This window comes from Candidatus Anstonellales archaeon, from assembly GCA_038869735.1.
Lineage (GTDB): Archaea > Micrarchaeota > Micrarchaeia > Anstonellales > CG1-02-47-40 > JAWCQO01.
Genome location: JAWCQO010000002.1, coordinates 68,686 through 86,229 on the forward strand (window position 1 = coordinate 68,686; position 17,544 = coordinate 86,229).

The following is a 17,544-nucleotide window of genomic DNA, read 5'->3' on the forward strand; positions in this document are numbered from 1 at the left end:
TAATGGTTAACCTATCTATAATAGCACAACAAAAAACAGCACAAGACTTAACTTGCACAAAACGCCGTTCACGCATTCCACACTCCGAACGTTCTCTAATCCCCCCGTTGAAAAAAATCCAGAGCTCATGTAACTCAGTTTTGAGTTTGGGACAAGACGTATTTCGCAAGGACCCTACTTCTGTTGATTTTCTTTTAGGTAGGGGTAAGGCATCAGCCAAAGCTATAGTTAATGCGCTATGTAGTCAAAATTTTTCATCACCGGGCTCAATTGCTGCACTAATCAAAATAGGCTCAATGCTCGCTGAGAGGGATCCCTTAGCATTTAACGTATTCGCAAACCACCTCACAGATACAAAAACAAAAGCACCTATCGGAGCCATTGTAGAGATAGTGTCGCGTTCCAAACAAAAAAAAGCACTAGAGCTCTTACTAGCAAAAATAAAAGAAGAAGGGCTAGCCATGCGGCAGAAAGCCCGAGAATTGTTGATGGAACTTCTTTTTGACGGCTTTCCTCCTCCAAAAAGTGAGTTAGATGCATACGTTTCCAATGCAAAGGCAGCAATATCTTACATCATAAATTTAAAGGACAAGAAAACACAGAATCTGGCACTCCTTCACTTTAGATTTCTTATAAAAAAACAACTCTCAGATAGAGAACTCTTAGATAGGTTAGTTGAAATATCCACGCTTGAGGCGAAAGGAACAATCTACTTAAAACACTTCTTTTATGGAGCGTCACAAATCAATAGCATTAGACATGCCCTCGACGCTATCCCTTTGCTTAGCCATGAATCAAGAGAAATTCGTGAAGGGGCAGCAGTATTTTTGGAGAATTTTCTGAATAGATTAGTCAACAAAAACAAGCCAATTACCCAACACAAACAAAGAATTCTAAATGAATTTCTATGCCGCCTTCTCCGAGAACTCCAGCCTCCTGATTCGTGCTACAAGACGATAACTCAAGTAATCATAAATTCTCCCTTCAAGGATTCCTTCCAAACAGTTTTCAACACCCGAAAAGACATCCTAAATACTAAAAACTTCAATCCTGCTGCTTTAAGATATCTTGTAGGCGTGCTATTTACTTACCTTCCGGAAACAAGAAATCGATTTTTGGATTATTTGGTCTCTTCACCAAACAAAACAACACTCTCAACCCTTATTGATATATTCTACCACGGATTAAAGCTAATGAAACCTGGAACATTATCTCTGACAGAATACTCAAAAATAGTTGAAAACATTCACAAATATCTTGAAGACCCAAATCTTCCTGCTGATATCAGAAGCAGGATGCATAAAACCTTAGAATACGCCTTTAGGGCGTACAAAAACGGTAATCTACCATCATCTTCGTCTGCTAGTTCAAAAATCATCTTAATAAGCGATGACGTTTACTTTAGAGAAAAAATATCAAAATACATCTCTGAAGTCATAAACAGCAAAAATCTAACTAATGTCGTTTCACTTGTGATTAGTAATGGTGTTAATGTAGGAGAATTATTAGATGAACTCGATCATGCCACATGCTGTATCTTACATACAAAAAATGCAACCAATGCCCCCAACAACGACCTCAGGTTACGCGTTATCCGCCTCTTACAACAAAAGAATTTTCTTCCAAGCATTTTCATAATAAGTGAACCGGGAGAGAAAATAGCTAAGCGGATAGAACAATTTGATATTAGGAGCGGGGCGGAATTCGGACTTAATGTAAATGTCTATGATAAAAGCTATTTTCTTATAAAAGAAAATCTTATCTCACTACTTGACAAGATAGGCACGTTTCAGACTCGGATCCAGAGCCAAATCTATGACCTAAATGCATATCTCAATCATCCATTTATTGAGCAAAAAATTGCACAAACCTTTGAAGACTCAGGATTTAAAGAAGTTCAGATTCAAGGTGCCCTACTCCTATATCCAAAACAACCCATCATTTCAGAAAATACAACCACCTCTAAAATAACCAAATCGCTCCTGCTTATTGGTCCGGCAGCACAAGTATCAGATATCAAAATAGAGGGAGTTATGAGTCTGACAATAACCAATTTTGGAAATTTCTCTCTTGATTTAGACATGTTACCCAAAAGAAGACACAACCTTCGAATATCTTATTGGAAAGACAACGAATCTTTTCATAGGTTGGCGCCTATTTCCGGTTCAGACGAGGGCGAAACTGTTCATCTGGATTTTTATGGGAAACCATATAATCTATGCATAAGCAACAGAATCTCGGAAGGAGTAACCGTTTTGAAGATAGAAGAAATCTATATACCTAAACAGTAAAGTGTGGATTAAAGACGTAGGTTGGAAAATAAGCAAACTTGTAAATCATCGTTATATTACTCGGCTCAAATCTCATAGTGCTGTTTTTGTAGTGTTCCCTTAAACTTGAAGGTATTATCCGCAACCTCTCCGTGTTGTCCATAACCAAATCCATAGCAAACTCATATGCCCCAAAAAGATATATCAGTCTAAATATATTTTGGAACCGCTTCAAATAGTCCGCCAACTCTAATTCTTCTTCTTCAGTCATCCTATCTGCCTTAACATAAGCTCTATAAAATGTATACTTGTAGTTCTCCGGCATCATCAAAATGGAGTAGTAACTTATCACTTTCTCCTTTTCAAGCTCCCTAATCCGATAAGCAATCGTTTCTGCGTTTGACTTCAGCCGCTTCGCGATCTCTATAGTGGGCATTCTAGCATTTGAAGACAAGACTCCGAGTATCTTTATATCCAGTTCATCATAGTCAACCACATTAGTACTTGACCCCGTTACATGATACATGTCCTTGTTGGCATCGCTACCAAAGCTTATTTTGTTGTCCAGATAGCTATCTTCTATGAGATATCTTCTCCCGTAATGATACGTCCCAATATGCATCACAATGGCCTTCTCCTCGATCTTTCCCTTAAATGGTTCAAGAAATCTTCTGAACGTTTCCTTTGCTTCGAATATATCCTTTGCCACGGTACCAATCATGATGTCCCAGCGTCCTTCACACTTGAAAAGAAGAGTGCATTTTGGATCAAGAGCCAGCTTTTTTAAAATTGCATCCTCTTCAGCAACACCCATCCCAAACGTCCTTAAATTGCACACATAATAGTTGTAGCTTCCAAGCTTTCTGTAGTTGATAATAGTTATGTACTGAATGATTATCTTCTTCTTTTCAAGAATCTTTAGACGATAATCCAGTCTCTGAGGGGACATCCGAAGTTTTTTTGCAAGGCGAGATAGAGGCTGACGTGAATTTAAATCAAGTTCATAAATTATTTTTCTATCAAAAGAGTCCAAAATATCACTAGGCATATTTTGAAATTTCTCACTTAAAATATATATTCTTTTTGTTTTTTCAAAATTAACTATCCAGCGTACAAATGTGGGCAAGAATACTGCCACCAAATACTTTTAATCTACCCTGCAAAATTGAAAATATGCTTTACCTAACTCCACGCGCACGCTCAATACTAAAAAAACCTCTGGGACGCCTTGTTGGATCTCAACAAGCTCTCCAAATTGCTAAGGAATCTCAGTCCTTTGTGGTTGTCGGAGACTCGACTTTATACCTCTTCTTAAAAAATAATCTCAAGCCACGATTAGCAATATTCGACTTACTTTCAGAAAGAAGGAAAAATCCCAAAAGGATAACTGATCTCATAAAACGACACTGCAAACCCTTAAAAAAAATAAGGAATAAAGCTGGCACCATCTCAAAACAAGCCATCTGCGAAATCTTAAAATTCTTCAAAACGAAATCCAGCCCTAATCGATTTATTCTTGTGGATGGAGAAGAAGATCTTCTTGCACTGCCAGCTATCAAATATGCCCCGCTCGGCACCCATGTATTCTATGGTCAACCAAAAAAAGGAATCGTAGCAGTTCCTGCAGATAAAACCTCTAAGAAGCGTGCAGAACAGATCCTCCGTATGCTAAAGCGGAGATAGAAGTAAAAAATGCAAAAAAGTAGACCTAATCTGCTCCGGCGCTTCCAGAAAGCTTAGTGAGAAGAAAAAAAATAATCATTGTAGATACTATGCCACACACAACAGAAATCTCTGGGGACCAGCCGGTCTGATCAAGCATATACCCTATAATGCCCCCACCTAAAAGCGATACTGATGCCCTCCCTATCGAAGCAAGTGCCTTCATTGTTGTGCTTGCCATGAACCCAATATTGTAAATTCTATTTTATAAAATTTACCTCAACGATTTTTGCTGTTCTTTGCACGGCCAACAACCGTTCTGAATATCCTCCCAACGGTCAGGAAAGATAAGACAGCTGTTAAAACAAGAAGATAACCCGAAAAATTCCTATCAAGTTCAAGAGCCAGGACGGACAATAACAAAACACTCACTCTTTCGGCTCGTCCAAACAGACTACTGGTCTTTTCAATCTCATTTTTTGAAAGCACCTTCCTATGATCTGCATACGCCTTGGCATATGACGTCATGCAAGTGCCAAAGAAAAGGACCAGAAATATCCACACGCAAGACGGAAAAATCATGGTTGGAATAGGATAAAACAAAAGCCCAAAGAGAAGAAGAAATTCACTAACTCTATCACTCATGCCATCAAAGTAAGCCCCTAGTGGGTTAACCTCTCCTTTTTTCCTTGCTACTGCCCCATCAACAAAATCACAGAAAAACGAAACTCCAAACATAACACCTCCAGTCAGAGCTTTTCCACCAAAAAGCTCAAGTGCCCCTAAGGCGGCAAATACAAGTGAAAGTGCCGTCCATTGATTCGGAGAAATCGGAATTAGTGAAAATATCTCGCCTGCTCTATCTGATATGCGCCGCGCAAAATTTGTCTCTTTTAGCATCTTCACTCATCGCATGAAATAAATTCTTCCAACATTTTTCTTGCAACATCATCACTATATTGCTTTGGGGGGTGTTTCATAAGATAAGCTGACGCTGCCTCAATGGGTCCGCCAAGTCCCCTATCCATTGCGATTTTAGCTGCTCTAATTGCATCAATAGCAATTCCTGCAGAATTTGCTTTATCATCAGCCTCCAATCTCACGTCTATACTATAAGGCATACCCGCCCACATAGCACCTTCTATTCTCATAAACATAATCTTTGTGTTTCCTAAAAAAGGAATGAAATCACTTGGACCAACGTATATATTAGCATCAGGCAACCTCTCCTTAAGCTGACTCTGAACACTTTCAGTTTTTGAAATTTTCTTACTCTCAAGTCTCTTTTGTTCCTTCATGTTTATGAAATCAGTATTTCCCCCTACGTTTATCTGATACGTCCTCAAAATTTTAGCCCCTCTTTCGTCGCAGAGCCTCACAAGAGTTCTATGCAATATTGTAGCTCCAACTAGCCCCTTTATATCGTCACCTACTACAGGAATCCCGGCCCTTTCAAATCTCCTTCCCCATCTGCCATCGCTTGCAATAAATACAGGAATGCAATTTACAAAAGCACATCCAGCCTCTAGTGCAACTCTGGCCCAAAATTCAGTAGCTTTCTGACTTCCCACAGGAAGGTAATTGATGATTACTTCCGTTTCCGTCTTCCTTAACTTGTTTAAAATTTCCTTTTTTAGTTGACTCGGGCTTTTTTTGTTTTTGATCGGATTTATCCTGTTCTCAACCCATATCCCTACTCCGTCTAGAACCGGACTCTCAGATACAATGCACTCGCTCTTAGGCATCCGTTCTACCCACCGAACCAAATTTGGTTCGCAGTATACAGCTTCGTGCAGATGCTTGCCTATCTTATTTTTTCCAACATCAAAGGCCGATACAAATTCTATATCGTCCCACGAATACTCCCCAACCTTCTCGTGCATTATCCCGATTACTTTCTTTTCTGGGTTTTGATGATAATATTCAATTCCCTGATATAGGCCAGCAAAACAGTTTCCGACACCTACGACTCCGACACGTATCTTTGACATGCAATCACGCAAAATATTTTAGTTCCATATAAATATATACCTCCATATAAATATATAAAATATATACATATATTTGCCTTTCCTTCGAATTTTCTCTTTGACTGCAACAAACGCACTTGGACAGTCATCCGCAGCATCAATACAAAGCTAAATAAGACCTTTCTCGTAATCCAATTATCCTTATCCCTTCGCCAAGCAACTTCCTTTTGAGAAGGATATCGTTTGTGCAAACGATTGCGGATTCCTTTTTTGCAAAATCAAATATCCACTTATCTACTTCTCCGTGACTTTCGACTATCTTTATTCTGCCCTCATCATTTAATTTATGCAACATTGTAATAGCAAGATTTGCCGCACGCCCAACCCTTCCTTTGTTACGCCGCAAATGCATAAGCTCCCCAACTACTCCGGAAGGCACTATTATTCTATAAGGACATTCAACTATTCTTCCTATCTCTGAAAAAATATCAACTCTAAACTGATAGGAAACAAGCAAAAAATTTGTGTCAAAGATAATAACTTGCATATAAACAAATCTTGCTTAACAAAAACTTTAAAGCAACTTGTCTTGACTTAACTATGCCAGCAATGTCTACTTAGACGCCTCCCTCACTTCTCAGTTCAAAAAGCAATATTTTTAATCTTTTATATTAAAACTAAACCATCTGCATCTACTCATCTCATTTTTGGAGGTGGCGTTGCAATGGAGAATTCTACTCAAATTCTCGTTTCGCTTTTCTGTGGTCTGCTGTCAATAGGCATTTCACTCTTTCTTTATCTCAAAATCCGGAAAGCTGAAAAAGGAGATCAAAAGATGAATGAAATTGCAGACGCGATACGCATAGGAGCAATTGCTTATCTAAAAAGACAAACAAGATACGTAGGTTTTTTTGCAGCCGTTGTGGCAGCAATTTTTTTAGTTATAGGCGCACTTTTTGATAGACTTTGGTTTGGAATTGCAATCGCTTTTCTGGTGGGAGCGGCTTCTTCATCACTAGCAGGTTATATAGGAATGGATATAACTACACAAGCAAACGTACGCACCGCACAAGCTGCAAAGAAAGGATTGGGTGAAGCGCTCAACGTTTCATTCCATGCCGGAGTTGTTATGGGTCTGGCCGTTGTAGGGCTCGGCTTGACTGGAATCTCAATTCTTCTACTCTTTTTTGACTGGACAATCTCAAACTCTATCTTAGTATCAGTTGAAAACCAGAGCGCAGCCCTAATGCAAATGATAGCTGGAATGGCCTTTGGTGCCTCCCTCGTTGCAATGTTTGCGCGGGTAGGAGGGGGGATATTCACCAAAGGAGCAGACGTAGGAGCAGACCTAGTTGGAAAAATTGAGAAGGGAATTCCAGAAGACGACCCTAGAAATCCAGCAGTTATAGCTGATAATGTAGGCGACAATGTTGGCGATTGCGCAGGTATGGGCGCAGACATATTTGAGTCATACGTAGTAACTCTCATAGCTTCTATGATTCTCGGAAACATCGTGCTTGGACCTAGCGGCATGTTTTTTCCTTTACTAATTGCTGTGGGGGGTATACTTGCAACGTTTATAGGCGCTTCTGTTGTAAGGATTAAAGATAATGCCGACCCTATGACAGCGCTATCAAAAGGCATTCTTGTAACAGCAATCGTATGCGCAACTTTATTCTATTTTTTGTCATCCTTCTCACTACCACAGGAAAGCTCGTTTGGCGTTTTTCTCTCAGCACTGGTTGGGCTTTGTGTAGGTCTTGCAATAGTGTATATCACTGATTACTTCACTTCCACAACCAAACCTCCAGTCAGAGATATAGCAACATCTTCACAGACTGGAGCAGGCACGAACCTGATTACAGGAATAGCCGTAGGTCTTAAATCGACTGCACCCTATGCTCTGACAATTTCTCTTGGTATTTTACTCTCCTTCAAGTTTGGTGGTGTTTATGGGGTTGCAATAGCAACAATGGCTATGCTTTCACTTGCAGGAATTGTTGTAGCTGTAGATACTTTTGGTCCAGTTGCTGACAACGCAGGCGGAATCGTTGAGATGTCTGGCCTTCCTGCCTCTGTTAGGGCAGTTACAGAAAGGCTTGATGCAGTCGGAAACACAACAAAAGCAACAACCAAAGGGTTTGCCATCGCGTCAGCAGGTTTGGCTGCGCTTGCTCTTCTTCTTGCCTTTGCTCACGAAGTGAACCTAACAGCCAATAAGCTTGGAATAACTGGCTTCCCTCTCTCTGCTTCCGGTGTACCAATAATAAATATAATGGACGCATCGGTTATAATCGGTCTTGTAGTAGGCGGAGCCCTTCCTTTCATCTTTTCTTCATATGCTTTGATGGCAGTAGGCAAAGCTGCCCAAAAGATTATTCTTGAAGTGAGACGTCAGTTTAGATCAATAGATGGCTTGATGGAGGGGAAAGCAAAGCCAGACTACGCTTCCTGTGTAGATATTTCAACTGATGCTGCTATTCGCGAGCTTCTTGTTCCAGGGCTTCTGGCAGTGGGAACTCCACTTGCAGTAGGCTTTATGCTGGATTCTGCTGCAGTTGCAGGATTCTTAGTAGGTGCCCTCATATCCGGCCAGCTTCTGGCTGTATTTATGAGCAACGCCGGTGCAGCGTGGGACAACGGAAAGAAATACATCGAACAGGGCAATCTTGGAGGAAAAGGTTCTGAAGCTCACAAAGCAGCAGTAGTTGGCGATACTGTTGGGGATCCCTTTAAGGATACAGCAGGCCCATCGCTCAACCCAATGATTAAAATTTTAAATACGATTTCCATCCTGTTCGTTTCATTCTTTTTGCAGTATGCACTGCATTTTATATGAAACCCATTCCCACTAACTCCAGATTAGGAACCCAGATCAGAGCAGTGGCCAATAATTTGCCAAGAGCTTAATCTGAATGCTTAAAACAGCTCCTGAACCCTTGTAAATTTGAGCTATCTACATCCCCTCTACACCCCCTCCAATACACCAAAAACGAATCACCTTGCAAACTCTCATCTTTTTAATTTTGTTGGCGCAAAACTATTCATTGTGTTGAATATCTTAGTTGTCGAAGACAACGAAACACTACTAAAGCTATATATTGAGGCATTTCGTGTAGCCTCCCACTCTATAGGCTCAGAAATCCAAATTACGACAGCGGAAAACGGACGAGTTGGACTAAAAAGATTCCTAGAGCGCTGGAACGATGGCCATCCATTTGATGCGGTCTTTACAGATGAAGATATGCCGGAAATGACCGGCAGAGAAATGAGCGCTGAGATCAGAAAGTTATGTGGAATCCCAATCATAAGAATAAGCGGAAGTTTGCAAAAAGAAGAAGGCTATTTTACGTTCAACCTTCAAAAGCCATTTAAGCTTTCAAATCTGATTGACATAGTCAGGAACATTAGAGATTCATTGGAGCTTTCACAATTACCAAAAAGCGAATCAAGAAAAGCATTTGCTAAGCCAACCAAAACCATCCCATTAACTAATGAAATCTCAAAAAACAAAAGACGCATTCAAACTGCCCAATAAACTAAACACCAACAATCCAAGCTACGTCTGGCACAAATTAATTCATTGGTGAATTCTTTTCGAATGAAAGAGCCGAGAGCGAAAGAAAATTAACTCCAAAAAAGGCACAAATTAATTCATTGGTGAATTCTTTTCGAATGAAAGAGCCGAGAGCGAAAGAAAATTAACTCCAAAAAAGGCACAAATTAATTCATTGGTGAATTCTTTTCGAACAGTCCCTGCGATTCTTTAACTCCGCAACTCTAAGCTAATAAATCATCAAAAGCGAAAGCTATTTATACGTATTAAGAGAATACTCTTCTTGACGTCTGCTGTTTGCGATTGTGCCTCGAACACAAAATCAAAAATCAAGGTGAACTTGTGTATTGGAAGATAGAATTGGAAGATAGAGTGCGCGTTCCTCCACAGTACTTTTCCATGAATCTAAACGATGCGATAACGCAGATTCTGCGCGAGAAATACGAGCGCATATGTGACAAAGACCTTGGCGTTATCATTTCAATATGGGACGCAAAGACTCATGGGGATGGAACGGTGATTCATGGAGACGGAGCAGCCTACTATGATGTATCTTTTTTGGCTCTCACATACCTCCCAGAGGTAAACGAAATTTACGAGGCAGAAGTTTCAGAACTCGTTGAATTCGGAGCATTTTTAGATCTCGGCCCAGTCGAAGGTCTAGTACATCTATCGCAGATAGCAAATGACTTTCTTACATTCAACAAAAAAATTCCCGCATTTGTTGGTAAAGAATCAAAAAAATCACTCAAAAAAGGAGACCATGTTTTTGCAAAGGTATCAACAGTAAGTATGAAGAGCTCACTAAATGATGTAAAAATAGGGCTTACCATGAGACCGGAAGGTTTGGGAAAGGACGAATGGATTGTGTTAGCAGAGAAGAAAAAAACGGAAGAGAGTAAAAAGACTCAGGAGAAAAAATAACAGGTTCGTTAGGGCAGGATAAAGAATAAAGAATAGGTCTGAAAAAGAATTAAATCTGAACAGAATTAAAGAAAAAAAAGCATCAAAAACATAAAGTTGTGGGTGAAATCTGAAAAATGGAAAAGTTTAAAGCATGTAAAAATTGCAGGACTCTTTTCATAACAGGTTCAACATGTCCACTATGTAACTCAAGTGATATTACTGATAAATATTCAAGTCAAATAATCTTTTTTGATATAGAAAAGTCCCAAATAGCAAAAAAATTTGGTGCAACGGTTCCCGGAAGATACGCGGTGCGTGTTAGATAGTAAACACCAGAGGAGTGTATGCATGGGAAATAAGAAAAAGAGGGGAAGGGAGCGTTTGCTGAACTGTAGCTCATGCGGTAGGAGAGTACCACGCGATAAGGCAGTTCAGTTTGACCGCACATTAATCTTTTCCACAGATATGAAAACAAAAGATGATGTTAAGGTCCTCTCTCGCGTTTCGAACAATTATTGTCCCTCATGTGCAAAAGCAATGAGAATATACGAAAAGAAAAAGGAGATACTCAGAAAGCGAAGGCAGCTGAGGGAATCAAGGCGGCATTTCAGGCAATCCTTCGGTCAGCAATCTACCTATCCTAAAAATCAGGAAAGTGGCCAGCCGCATTTTTCAAAAATTTCACAATAGTTAATTTAATAACAAGATATCACACTATAACATATTAACATATAACGCCATCAAAAAGTGGCGTACGTGGGGTGGCGTGATGGAGGAGACGATAAGTTTTGAAGGAAAAAAATATGTAGGCATCCGTCTCCAACTTGGAAACGTCCCTCTTATTATCATCAAAGCAAAACACGGCTACGTGGCATGCAGCTACATAGACAAAGAGACCGCAGAAAAACTTGGCGACATTGCTTGCTTTGTTTCTGGTGTAAAATCTTACGAAGATATCCTAAGGGCAAAAATTCGCTCTGCAACGCAATGGGCGGAAGACATAGGAATACGGGAAGGAATGAGCGTTAAAAAAGCACTGGAACTCATAGACTCCTATGATGGAAAATAGTCTTGTGGTAGATAGACATAAGAACTAGACGCTCTAAGACATTAACATTAAGTAACATAACTTAGGCAATTCAGCACTATTTGTTGTCGGGCATTCTCATCATCAAAATATCCGGGCTCTAATTCATCGCAGAATCTTCTGTTTCGAGTTGCCTGGGCTAATCTTAAAAGGCAGAGTATGGCCCCCCTCTTTGCCTCGCCCTCATCATTAATCCTATATTGATTACGAAATTGGAAGATTCCCTTACACGTATCAATTCCTTCTTGTACGTTACCCCTCATCATCACGGCATAAGCTGCTAAATTAGAAAAACAGTTTATCCTATTATCCACACCAACAACTTCCATACAGTCTCGCTGCTCATAATTTGTGCATCCTGACAAAATCACAAAAACAGACAAAGGTAAAAGTAAAATCAAAACCCCGTAACGTGATTTCACAGTGAACCATTCTCCATACTTGTTGTCTTTTCACTATCTCTGACAGTATTTTCACTTGCTCCTGATTGCTTTGAGAACGCTTCCTCTACAATTCTTTTCATATCTTCTACTGGATATCCACTTTTTATTAACCTTGTGTGTCCTCTTATTCCTCTCCCACTCTGCACAGTAGTAATTAAACCCAACATCTCAAGTTCATTTAAATACTCGCGATACCATCGTGCAGATTTTCGTTTTTTACCAAGCACGGTACATATCTTGCTATACTCCTCGTAAACTTCGCCTGACAGCAAAAAGTTTTCTTCGTTTTCAGACTCTCCAACCCCTATTGTCCCAAGCCGGGAGTATCTCCCCCCCCGAAGAGATAAATTGGCAACCGCATAGAGCACAAGCCTTTGATTTTCTGGAAGAGTAATTATGGTTTCTTTTACTAAGTCTTCTTCAACTTTCATACGAGCCTCTTCAACATGTTTATCACTTACCTTATCCGCTCCTTCGCTGTCCGCTATCTCTCCGGCTCGAAGCATAAGTTTTAGGGCATACCGCGCATCTCCTGTTTCATTGGCTGCAACTGCTGCTGCAAGGTTTAGAGCAGATTCGTCAAGTGCGCCTTCACGCAACCCAATGCTAGCTCTCTGTTCAAGTATAGTCCTCATCATTCTTACATCATAGGGAGCAAACGTCATCTCAATCTCACAAAGCGAGCTTCTACTGCGCGGATCTAACAGTTCCTTGAACGATAGGCGATTTGATATCCCAATAATTGAGATTCCTCCCTGTTTCAATTCGTCGTTTGCGCGCGTTAGCGCGTAAATAAGCTCATTTAAATCCTTAACCATATCTATCTCGTCCAAAACTACTATGAGTTGTATTTTGTTTTGTGATATCCACTCCAGGAGCTTCTCATATATAAGCGAAATGCCAAAACCTGCTTTCTCGAGTTCTGGCACAAACGTCTTGGTGATTTTGTGCATCACCTTGTATTTTGAGTTGTAAATGCGACAGTTCAAGTAAAACATTTTTGCATAATAGCTGTTAACTTCATTTAACTTCCCCATAACATGTTTAACAGAACAAGTCTTACCCGTCCCCGTTTTTCCATATATAAAGAGATTTTGGGCTCTTTTACCCTCAATTGAAGGCGAGACTGCAACCATTATACCCTCAATTTCTTTCTCTCTAAATGGAAGTATTGCTGGGATATAGTGGGGAGAAAGAACGTCCTTGTTCTTAAATACGCTTTTCCTCTCAAGCAATTGAGAAAAAGATGGCATATCCTACCCTCTCCATTTCTATCTCTCCCACGCAAGCAAACATTTATTAAGAAAAGCCTTATTAATCCTTTCCGTTTAATCATCATGGCTTATATTTGCTTTGAGGTGACCAATATGGGGATTTTTGAGAAAATCTCAAGGGGTTTGGGGCTTGGACGTGATATGAATATAGAAGAGTATATGGACACAGTTGAGATGGAAAATGTAGACGTCCTTCACGAAGCAGCCGACTTCTATGTAAAGCCGATAGCCTTGGAATCAGAGGAGGACATCTCAGTTATTCAGGACGAGCTTAAGAAAAAAAACATAATACTCCTCAACGTAACCCCTATCTCTAAACAGCCAAATCGCCTAAAGCGGATAATAGATGAGCTTAAGACTTACATTACAAAGACAAATGGCGATATTGCGCGGATTGACAACGATAAAATTCTGCTAACTCCTTCAAAAGTAAAAATAGTAAAAAGCAGGCGTAAGTAATTCTTCTTCCTTTTCTTTTTGTTTATCTACCACTTCATTTAAGCAACCTATGCTATTATCATAAAATTGCATTCTATCACGTCTTCTCGCCTTATGACCTTACTTTTTCCCAGCAAATACCTAATATTTCCTGCTTTTGTCCTACTCTTCCTTAAAACCAAATTTTCCAATCATCTTAACAAAAATAACAGGCAAAATACTCGTAGATTGCCCACCTTCCCCCTTCTTTTCATACAAAACCAAGTCTTGGTATACATCACCAACAGGGATTACCATCTTTCCATTTTCCTTTAGCTGAGAGATAAGTGGCGGAGGTATCTCTGGAGCCGCTGCACCTGCAATTATCCTATCATAAGGCGAATTTTTCCCATAACCGAGTGTACCATCACCAAGAACAAATTTAATGTTCTTTGCATATGAAAATGCAGACAAGCATTTTTTTGCCATACTAAGCAGTTCTTTCTTTCTCTCTATTGTTGTTACCCTACCATCTTTTCCAACGAGGAAAGAGAGGATAGCAGCAACATATCCACTCCCCGTGCCAATGTCAAGTACATTCATTCCTTCCCTAACATCAAGCCTTTCAAGTGAAAACGCAACTACACTTGGAGCCGATATGGTTTGTCCGTAGCCAATTGGTAGTGGCATATCCTCATAAGCCTGTGCCGAGTATTCGGGACGAACAAACTTTTCTCGCGGTACTTCAAGAAGCGCCCTTGCAACCCTTTCTTTACAATATCCCTTCAATATAAGAGATTCAACAAGTTCTTTATTTTTATTTATCTTATCTATCAACAAGCACCACCGCATTTATTTATAACCCTTCTAAAAACTCCAAGGATGCACGCATTCTCAATTTTTGTTGGTTGCGCCCTACCTAAAACCCTTCTAAATGCACAAGCCGTTTTTTGAGGATTGTTAAGTCCACCTTCAATCGCCATCTTCTCAAAAAACTTAACTGCCTGTTCCCTTTCCTTATATGTTGCAAGTTCAGCTCTCTTCTCTAAACGCAACTTAGACAGCTCATACAACACAATAGCAACAGCGTGAGAGACATTCATAACAGGATATATGTGATGAGTTGGGACGTGTATCATCATTTCACAAAGTTCAATTTCACTTTCTTTTAGTCCTATGCTCTCCCGTCCAAAGAGGACGGCCATTTTTCCCTGTCTTTTCATTTTTGAAAATTCTTTTAGTGAAATAGGTTGTCTAATGATGTGCTTGTGCCGTCTAAGTATTCCTGTAGTACCAACTACACTATCACAACCTGCTACAGCTTCCTCTAATTTAGCAACGATTCTTGCGTTTTCCAACACATCCAAGGCGTGCTTTGCATACTTCCTGGCTTCCAAGCCTATCTCACAGCGTGGCCTTACTAAATAAAGTTCATAAAATCCAAAGTTTTTCATTGCCCTCGCACAGTGGCCAATGTTAATCTGATGTTCTGGTTCAACAAGCACAACCCTAAGAAGCTTTTTAAGCATATGAAAACACACCAAACTATCTGACTCTGTCTCTATTTATCTGATGAGATATTTTTATTATCTAATAACACGCCCCTCTACAAGATCGATTATCGTGGACGGCTTTCCATATTCACATGGTCCTGAGTCAATTGCTACTGAAACGGATTCAATTATGCTTTTTTCAATGTCATTAAAAGAGGCAGGAGGATTTCTTTTGCTGATATTTGCGCTTGTAGTTACAACAGGCACTCTACAATGCTTTAGAAGTAATTCACAGAAGGCATGTTTTGGGATTCGAACGCCAAGCTTCCTGTTGGCTGATGCAGGAATTTCTCTTCCAGTCCTACATTTAAGTATAAGAGTATATGGGCCCGGCAGGTACTTTCTCAAATATTGCATCTGTTTATCGTCTACTATGCAATAGTCCTCAATCATCTTGATGTCTGCCATCATAACTGACAATGGCGCCTGTCTGTCCCTCCTCTTGACCTCATAAACCCGTCTCACTGCTTCAGTATTCGTTGCGTCACATCCTATCCCATAAAGAGTGTCTGTCGGATAAACGATAAGCTTCCCCGTCAACACCGCACGCGCGGCCTGAAGCACCGCTCTCCGAGGTTCCTTAAGAAAAGATACCACGACCATATCTCTCTATCCAACTAAAAGACTCCTTATAAATGCAAGAACTTGACATAACAAACGACTGTCACTCTCCATTCGTACGCTTCCATTTCCTCTCCTAACACTTAACCAAAAACATACCCATGCCGTTTTTGTCCGTTTTTAATGTAAGCCACATTTTGCTTTACCTCTCCCTGACGTCAATTTTTGCTCCAATGACTTTCTCAAGCTCCTTTATTGCCCCTCCCTTCTTGCCTATAATTTTTGGTATATCCTTCCGTCTTAGACCAATTATCACCCGGTTTCCACGAAATTCAATCTCAAAACCTCCCTTTACCCTTCCACTTAATAGCTTCTCAAGCTTTCGAGCCACTTCATCTTCATCTATAATTCGACGAGATAGACTTCTCCTTTCCATCTCTTCAGAAATAGGAAGAACAACTGTCTCTTCTCCAAATTTGTATATCTCATACTTCAACTTTTCAGTTTCAAAATCTTTTACCTCAATTACTGGTCTTGCTAAATCCTCCTCTGTCATTCCGGTAGGAACCTTAACTTTTAGCTCCATTGAATAGACTTCAGCTACCTCCCCTCCCCGTATCATTATTATGGTATCTATCACTTGTGGAATCATCCCAAGTTCAATCCTATTGATAAATCTCTGGACAGCATCTATTGTCCTGTTTGCATGCAATACCCCAACAAGTCCAATTCCAGCCATCCGCATATCTGCATAAATGTTGAAATCATCACTCTTTCTCATTTCATCATATACGGAGTAGTCTGGTCTCACAAGTAGCACTATGTCATTTGTAAGCTCAAACTTGCCCTCAAGCGGTGCGTATTGAGTAACCTCGTCACCAACTTGAAGGTCTCTTGGAGACTCCATGGTTTTTACAATTTTTCCACACGAAGAATAATAGTTAGCAAGAGCAGCGGCAAACGTGCTTTTACCGCTTCCGGGTGGTCCACATACGATTATTCCTTCTGCAGTTCCATCCAACCTTTCGCGGAGCTTTTTGCTCATATCATAATCCTCAAGTTTTCTGCTTAGTATGGGTCGAACAGCAGTAATCTCAAACCCATCTGAGAATGGAGGTTTAGTGATTACAATCCTGTACTTACCCATCTGAATTACCGTTGCCCCTTCTCGGTCTATTTCTAAGTAATATTCCTTGTTTCTTTCGGTTGCTTCAACAATTTCAGTTGCCATTCTGCGAATATCATTTGTTGTTAACTTTTGATCCCCCACTTTAGCAAGACGAAAATTTCCCGGCTTTCCGATCTTCGCCATCGGACATGCTCCGGCTCTCAAGTGAACAGACATTGTCTCATTTGAAAAATATTTTTCAAAAGCCAGCTCACTGACCTGCTCTCGAGCTTTGAGATAAATGACTTCAATGTCCTCTACCCTCGCAATCTCTGCCTGAACCGTATCCCCTGTAATCAAAACTGCCCCAAGCTGTTTTGCAAGTCCTCTTATGAGCGCATCAATTTCTCCCTTTTTTGCAAATTCAATACTTCGTGGGTCTGGTCTCTCTCCTCGAATTTCAACTACAATGCCCGTTTCCTCTCCAATCTCCCTTAACCTCTTTAAAACCGCAAGACCAGCGAATCCAACCTCTCTCTTACAATTAGCCTGATGTTCTATCTCAGCTATCGAAGCTGCAGGTATAACCAACGTTCCTGAAAGTCCAGCTGAGCGCACAAGCTCTATTATTCTTCCGTTTACTATAACTGATGTGTCGCATACAAAAACTTCAGGCATCTAAAAGCACCCATTCACTTTAAATCTCATATACCTTAAAAACCCCCTACCTGCGGACC

General features: G+C 40.2%; 20 protein-coding genes. 9 read left to right on the forward strand and 11 right to left on the reverse strand.

Annotated features, from left to right (window positions below; genetic code table 11):
* The first annotated feature begins 2 nt into the window (after positions 1-2).
* Entirely contained in the window at positions 3-2,291 is a 2,289-nt protein-coding gene (locus QXF67_01230) for a hypothetical protein (protein ID MEM3060139.1), read from the forward strand.
* Here the strand turns inward: QXF67_01230 and QXF67_01235 are convergent.
* Positions 2,281-3,318, reverse strand: coding sequence for an Lrp/AsnC family transcriptional regulator (locus QXF67_01235; protein ID MEM3060140.1), 1,038 nt, complete (start codon positions 3,316-3,318; stop codon positions 2,281-2,283). The genes QXF67_01230 and QXF67_01235 overlap by 11 nt on opposite strands.
* A 125-nt stretch (positions 3,319-3,443) precedes the next feature.
* Here QXF67_01235 and QXF67_01240 point away from each other — a divergent pair, with 125 nt between their 5' ends.
* A complete protein-coding gene (locus QXF67_01240) occupies positions 3,444-3,953 on the forward strand; it encodes a DUF359 domain-containing protein (GenBank protein MEM3060141.1) in 510 nt (169 codons plus the stop codon).
* Positions 3,954-3,978: 25 nt separating this feature from the next.
* Here QXF67_01240 and QXF67_01245 read toward each other — a convergent pair whose 3' ends face one another.
* The 4 genes from QXF67_01245 to QXF67_01260 form a co-directional block, all read right to left on the reverse strand.
* Positions 3,979-4,173: a hypothetical protein gene (locus QXF67_01245; protein ID MEM3060142.1), complete on the reverse strand. Its 195-nt coding sequence runs from the start codon at positions 4,171-4,173 to the stop codon at positions 3,979-3,981.
* A gap of 38 nt (positions 4,174-4,211) precedes the next feature.
* On the reverse strand, positions 4,212-4,832 hold the full coding sequence (locus tag QXF67_01250; GenBank protein ID MEM3060143.1) for a CDP-alcohol phosphatidyltransferase family protein: 621 nt from the start codon (positions 4,830-4,832) through the stop codon (positions 4,212-4,214).
* A gap of 2 nt (positions 4,833-4,834) precedes the next feature.
* The gene (locus QXF67_01255; GenBank protein MEM3060144.1) at positions 4,835-5,923 is read right to left on the reverse strand and encodes an inositol-3-phosphate synthase; all 1,089 of its coding nucleotides are present in this window, start codon (positions 5,921-5,923) and stop codon (positions 4,835-4,837) included.
* Between the two features lie 136 nt (positions 5,924-6,059).
* Positions 6,060-6,449 carry a PIN domain-containing protein gene (locus tag QXF67_01260; protein ID MEM3060145.1) on the reverse strand — a complete coding sequence of 130 codons (390 nt, stop codon included), beginning with the start codon at positions 6,447-6,449 and terminating at the stop codon, positions 6,060-6,062.
* Positions 6,450-6,626: 177 nt separating this feature from the next.
* On the opposite strand from QXF67_01260, the gene QXF67_01265 reads away from it, so the two are divergent.
* The 6 genes from QXF67_01265 (at position 6,627) to QXF67_01290 (ending at position 11,433) form a co-directional block, all read left to right on the forward strand.
* Complete coding sequence (locus tag QXF67_01265; protein ID MEM3060146.1) at positions 6,627-8,741, forward strand: sodium-translocating pyrophosphatase; 2,115 nt, start codon at positions 6,627-6,629, stop codon at positions 8,739-8,741.
* Positions 8,742-8,951: 210 nt separating this feature from the next.
* Positions 8,952-9,440 carry a response regulator gene (locus tag QXF67_01270; GenBank protein MEM3060147.1) on the forward strand — a complete coding sequence of 163 codons (489 nt, stop codon included), beginning with the start codon at positions 8,952-8,954 and terminating at the stop codon, positions 9,438-9,440.
* A gap of 360 nt (positions 9,441-9,800) precedes the next feature.
* Entirely contained in the window at positions 9,801-10,382 is a 582-nt protein-coding gene (locus QXF67_01275) for a DNA-directed RNA polymerase (GenBank protein ID MEM3060148.1), read from the forward strand.
* Between the two features lie 116 nt (positions 10,383-10,498).
* Positions 10,499-10,690 (forward strand): transcription elongation factor subunit Spt4, encoded by a 192-nt coding sequence (gene spt4 / locus QXF67_01280; GenBank protein MEM3060149.1) that lies wholly within the window; start codon positions 10,499-10,501, stop codon positions 10,688-10,690.
* A 22-nt stretch (positions 10,691-10,712) separates the two neighbouring features.
* Positions 10,713-11,054, forward strand: a complete 342-nt coding sequence (locus tag QXF67_01285) for a hypothetical protein (protein ID MEM3060150.1) — start codon at positions 10,713-10,715, stop codon at positions 11,052-11,054.
* Between the two features lie 79 nt (positions 11,055-11,133).
* Entirely contained in the window at positions 11,134-11,433 is a 300-nt protein-coding gene (locus tag QXF67_01290) for a DUF1805 domain-containing protein (protein MEM3060151.1), read from the forward strand.
* A gap of 47 nt (positions 11,434-11,480) precedes the next feature.
* Here QXF67_01290 and QXF67_01295 read toward each other — a convergent pair whose 3' ends face one another.
* A complete protein-coding gene (locus tag QXF67_01295) occupies positions 11,481-11,822 on the reverse strand; it encodes a hypothetical protein (GenBank protein MEM3060152.1) in 342 nt (113 codons plus the stop codon).
* A gap of 47 nt (positions 11,823-11,869) precedes the next feature.
* Positions 11,870-13,147 carry an AAA family ATPase gene (locus tag QXF67_01300; protein ID MEM3060153.1) on the reverse strand — a complete coding sequence of 426 codons (1,278 nt, stop codon included), beginning with the start codon at positions 13,145-13,147 and terminating at the stop codon, positions 11,870-11,872.
* A gap of 114 nt (positions 13,148-13,261) precedes the next feature.
* Here QXF67_01300 and sepF point away from each other — a divergent pair, with 114 nt between their 5' ends.
* Complete coding sequence (gene sepF / locus QXF67_01305) at positions 13,262-13,627, forward strand: cell division protein SepF (protein ID MEM3060154.1); 366 nt, start codon at positions 13,262-13,264, stop codon at positions 13,625-13,627.
* A 141-nt stretch (positions 13,628-13,768) separates the two neighbouring features.
* Here sepF and QXF67_01310 read toward each other — a convergent pair whose 3' ends face one another.
* The 4 genes from QXF67_01310 to QXF67_01325 form a co-directional block, all read right to left on the reverse strand.
* The gene (locus tag QXF67_01310; protein ID MEM3060155.1) at positions 13,769-14,422 is read right to left on the reverse strand and encodes a protein-L-isoaspartate(D-aspartate) O-methyltransferase; all 654 of its coding nucleotides are present in this window, start codon (positions 14,420-14,422) and stop codon (positions 13,769-13,771) included.
* Complete coding sequence (locus tag QXF67_01315; protein ID MEM3060156.1) at positions 14,419-15,114, reverse strand: RNA methyltransferase; 696 nt, start codon at positions 15,112-15,114, stop codon at positions 14,419-14,421. Before QXF67_01315 ends, QXF67_01310 begins: the two co-directional genes overlap by 4 nt.
* 57 nt (positions 15,115-15,171) lie before the next feature.
* Positions 15,172-15,741, reverse strand: a complete 570-nt coding sequence (locus QXF67_01320; protein MEM3060157.1) for an L-threonylcarbamoyladenylate synthase — start codon at positions 15,739-15,741, stop codon at positions 15,172-15,174.
* 160 nt (positions 15,742-15,901) lie between these two features.
* Positions 15,902-17,485, reverse strand: coding sequence for a PINc/VapC family ATPase (locus QXF67_01325; GenBank protein ID MEM3060158.1), 1,584 nt, complete (start codon positions 17,483-17,485; stop codon positions 15,902-15,904).
* Between the last annotated feature and the right edge of the window lie 59 nt (positions 17,486-17,544).

Excerpts from the sequence above, each read along its gene's own strand:
- QXF67_01230 (MEM3060139.1), top strand. The coding sequence starts at position 3 with ATGGTTAACCTATCTATAATAGCACAACAAAAAACAGCACAAGACTTA.
- QXF67_01235 (MEM3060140.1), bottom strand. The coding sequence starts at position 3,318 with ATGCCTAGTGATATTTTGGACTCTTTTGATAGAAAAATAATTTATGAA.
- QXF67_01240 (MEM3060141.1), top strand. The coding sequence starts at position 3,444 with ATGCTTTACCTAACTCCACGCGCACGCTCAATACTAAAAAAACCTCTG.
- QXF67_01245 (MEM3060142.1), bottom strand. The coding sequence starts at position 4,173 with ATGGCAAGCACAACAATGAAGGCACTTGCTTCGATAGGGAGGGCATCA.
- QXF67_01250 (MEM3060143.1), bottom strand. The coding sequence starts at position 4,832 with ATGCTAAAAGAGACAAATTTTGCGCGGCGCATATCAGATAGAGCAGGC.
- QXF67_01255 (MEM3060144.1), bottom strand. The coding sequence starts at position 5,923 with ATGTCAAAGATACGTGTCGGAGTCGTAGGTGTCGGAAACTGTTTTGCT.
- QXF67_01260 (MEM3060145.1), bottom strand. The coding sequence starts at position 6,449 with ATGCAAGTTATTATCTTTGACACAAATTTTTTGCTTGTTTCCTATCAG.
- QXF67_01265 (MEM3060146.1), top strand. The coding sequence starts at position 6,627 with ATGGAGAATTCTACTCAAATTCTCGTTTCGCTTTTCTGTGGTCTGCTG.
- spt4 (MEM3060149.1), top strand. The coding sequence starts at position 10,499 with ATGGAAAAGTTTAAAGCATGTAAAAATTGCAGGACTCTTTTCATAACA.
- QXF67_01285 (MEM3060150.1), top strand. The coding sequence starts at position 10,713 with ATGGGAAATAAGAAAAAGAGGGGAAGGGAGCGTTTGCTGAACTGTAGC.
- QXF67_01290 (MEM3060151.1), top strand. The coding sequence starts at position 11,134 with ATGGAGGAGACGATAAGTTTTGAAGGAAAAAAATATGTAGGCATCCGT.
- QXF67_01300 (MEM3060153.1), bottom strand. The coding sequence starts at position 13,147 with ATGCCATCTTTTTCTCAATTGCTTGAGAGGAAAAGCGTATTTAAGAAC.
- sepF (MEM3060154.1), top strand. The coding sequence starts at position 13,262 with ATGGGGATTTTTGAGAAAATCTCAAGGGGTTTGGGGCTTGGACGTGAT.
- QXF67_01315 (MEM3060156.1), bottom strand. The coding sequence starts at position 15,114 with ATGCTTAAAAAGCTTCTTAGGGTTGTGCTTGTTGAACCAGAACATCAG.
- QXF67_01320 (MEM3060157.1), bottom strand. The coding sequence starts at position 15,741 with ATGGTCGTGGTATCTTTTCTTAAGGAACCTCGGAGAGCGGTGCTTCAG.
- QXF67_01325 (MEM3060158.1), bottom strand. The coding sequence starts at position 17,485 with ATGCCTGAAGTTTTTGTATGCGACACATCAGTTATAGTAAACGGAAGA.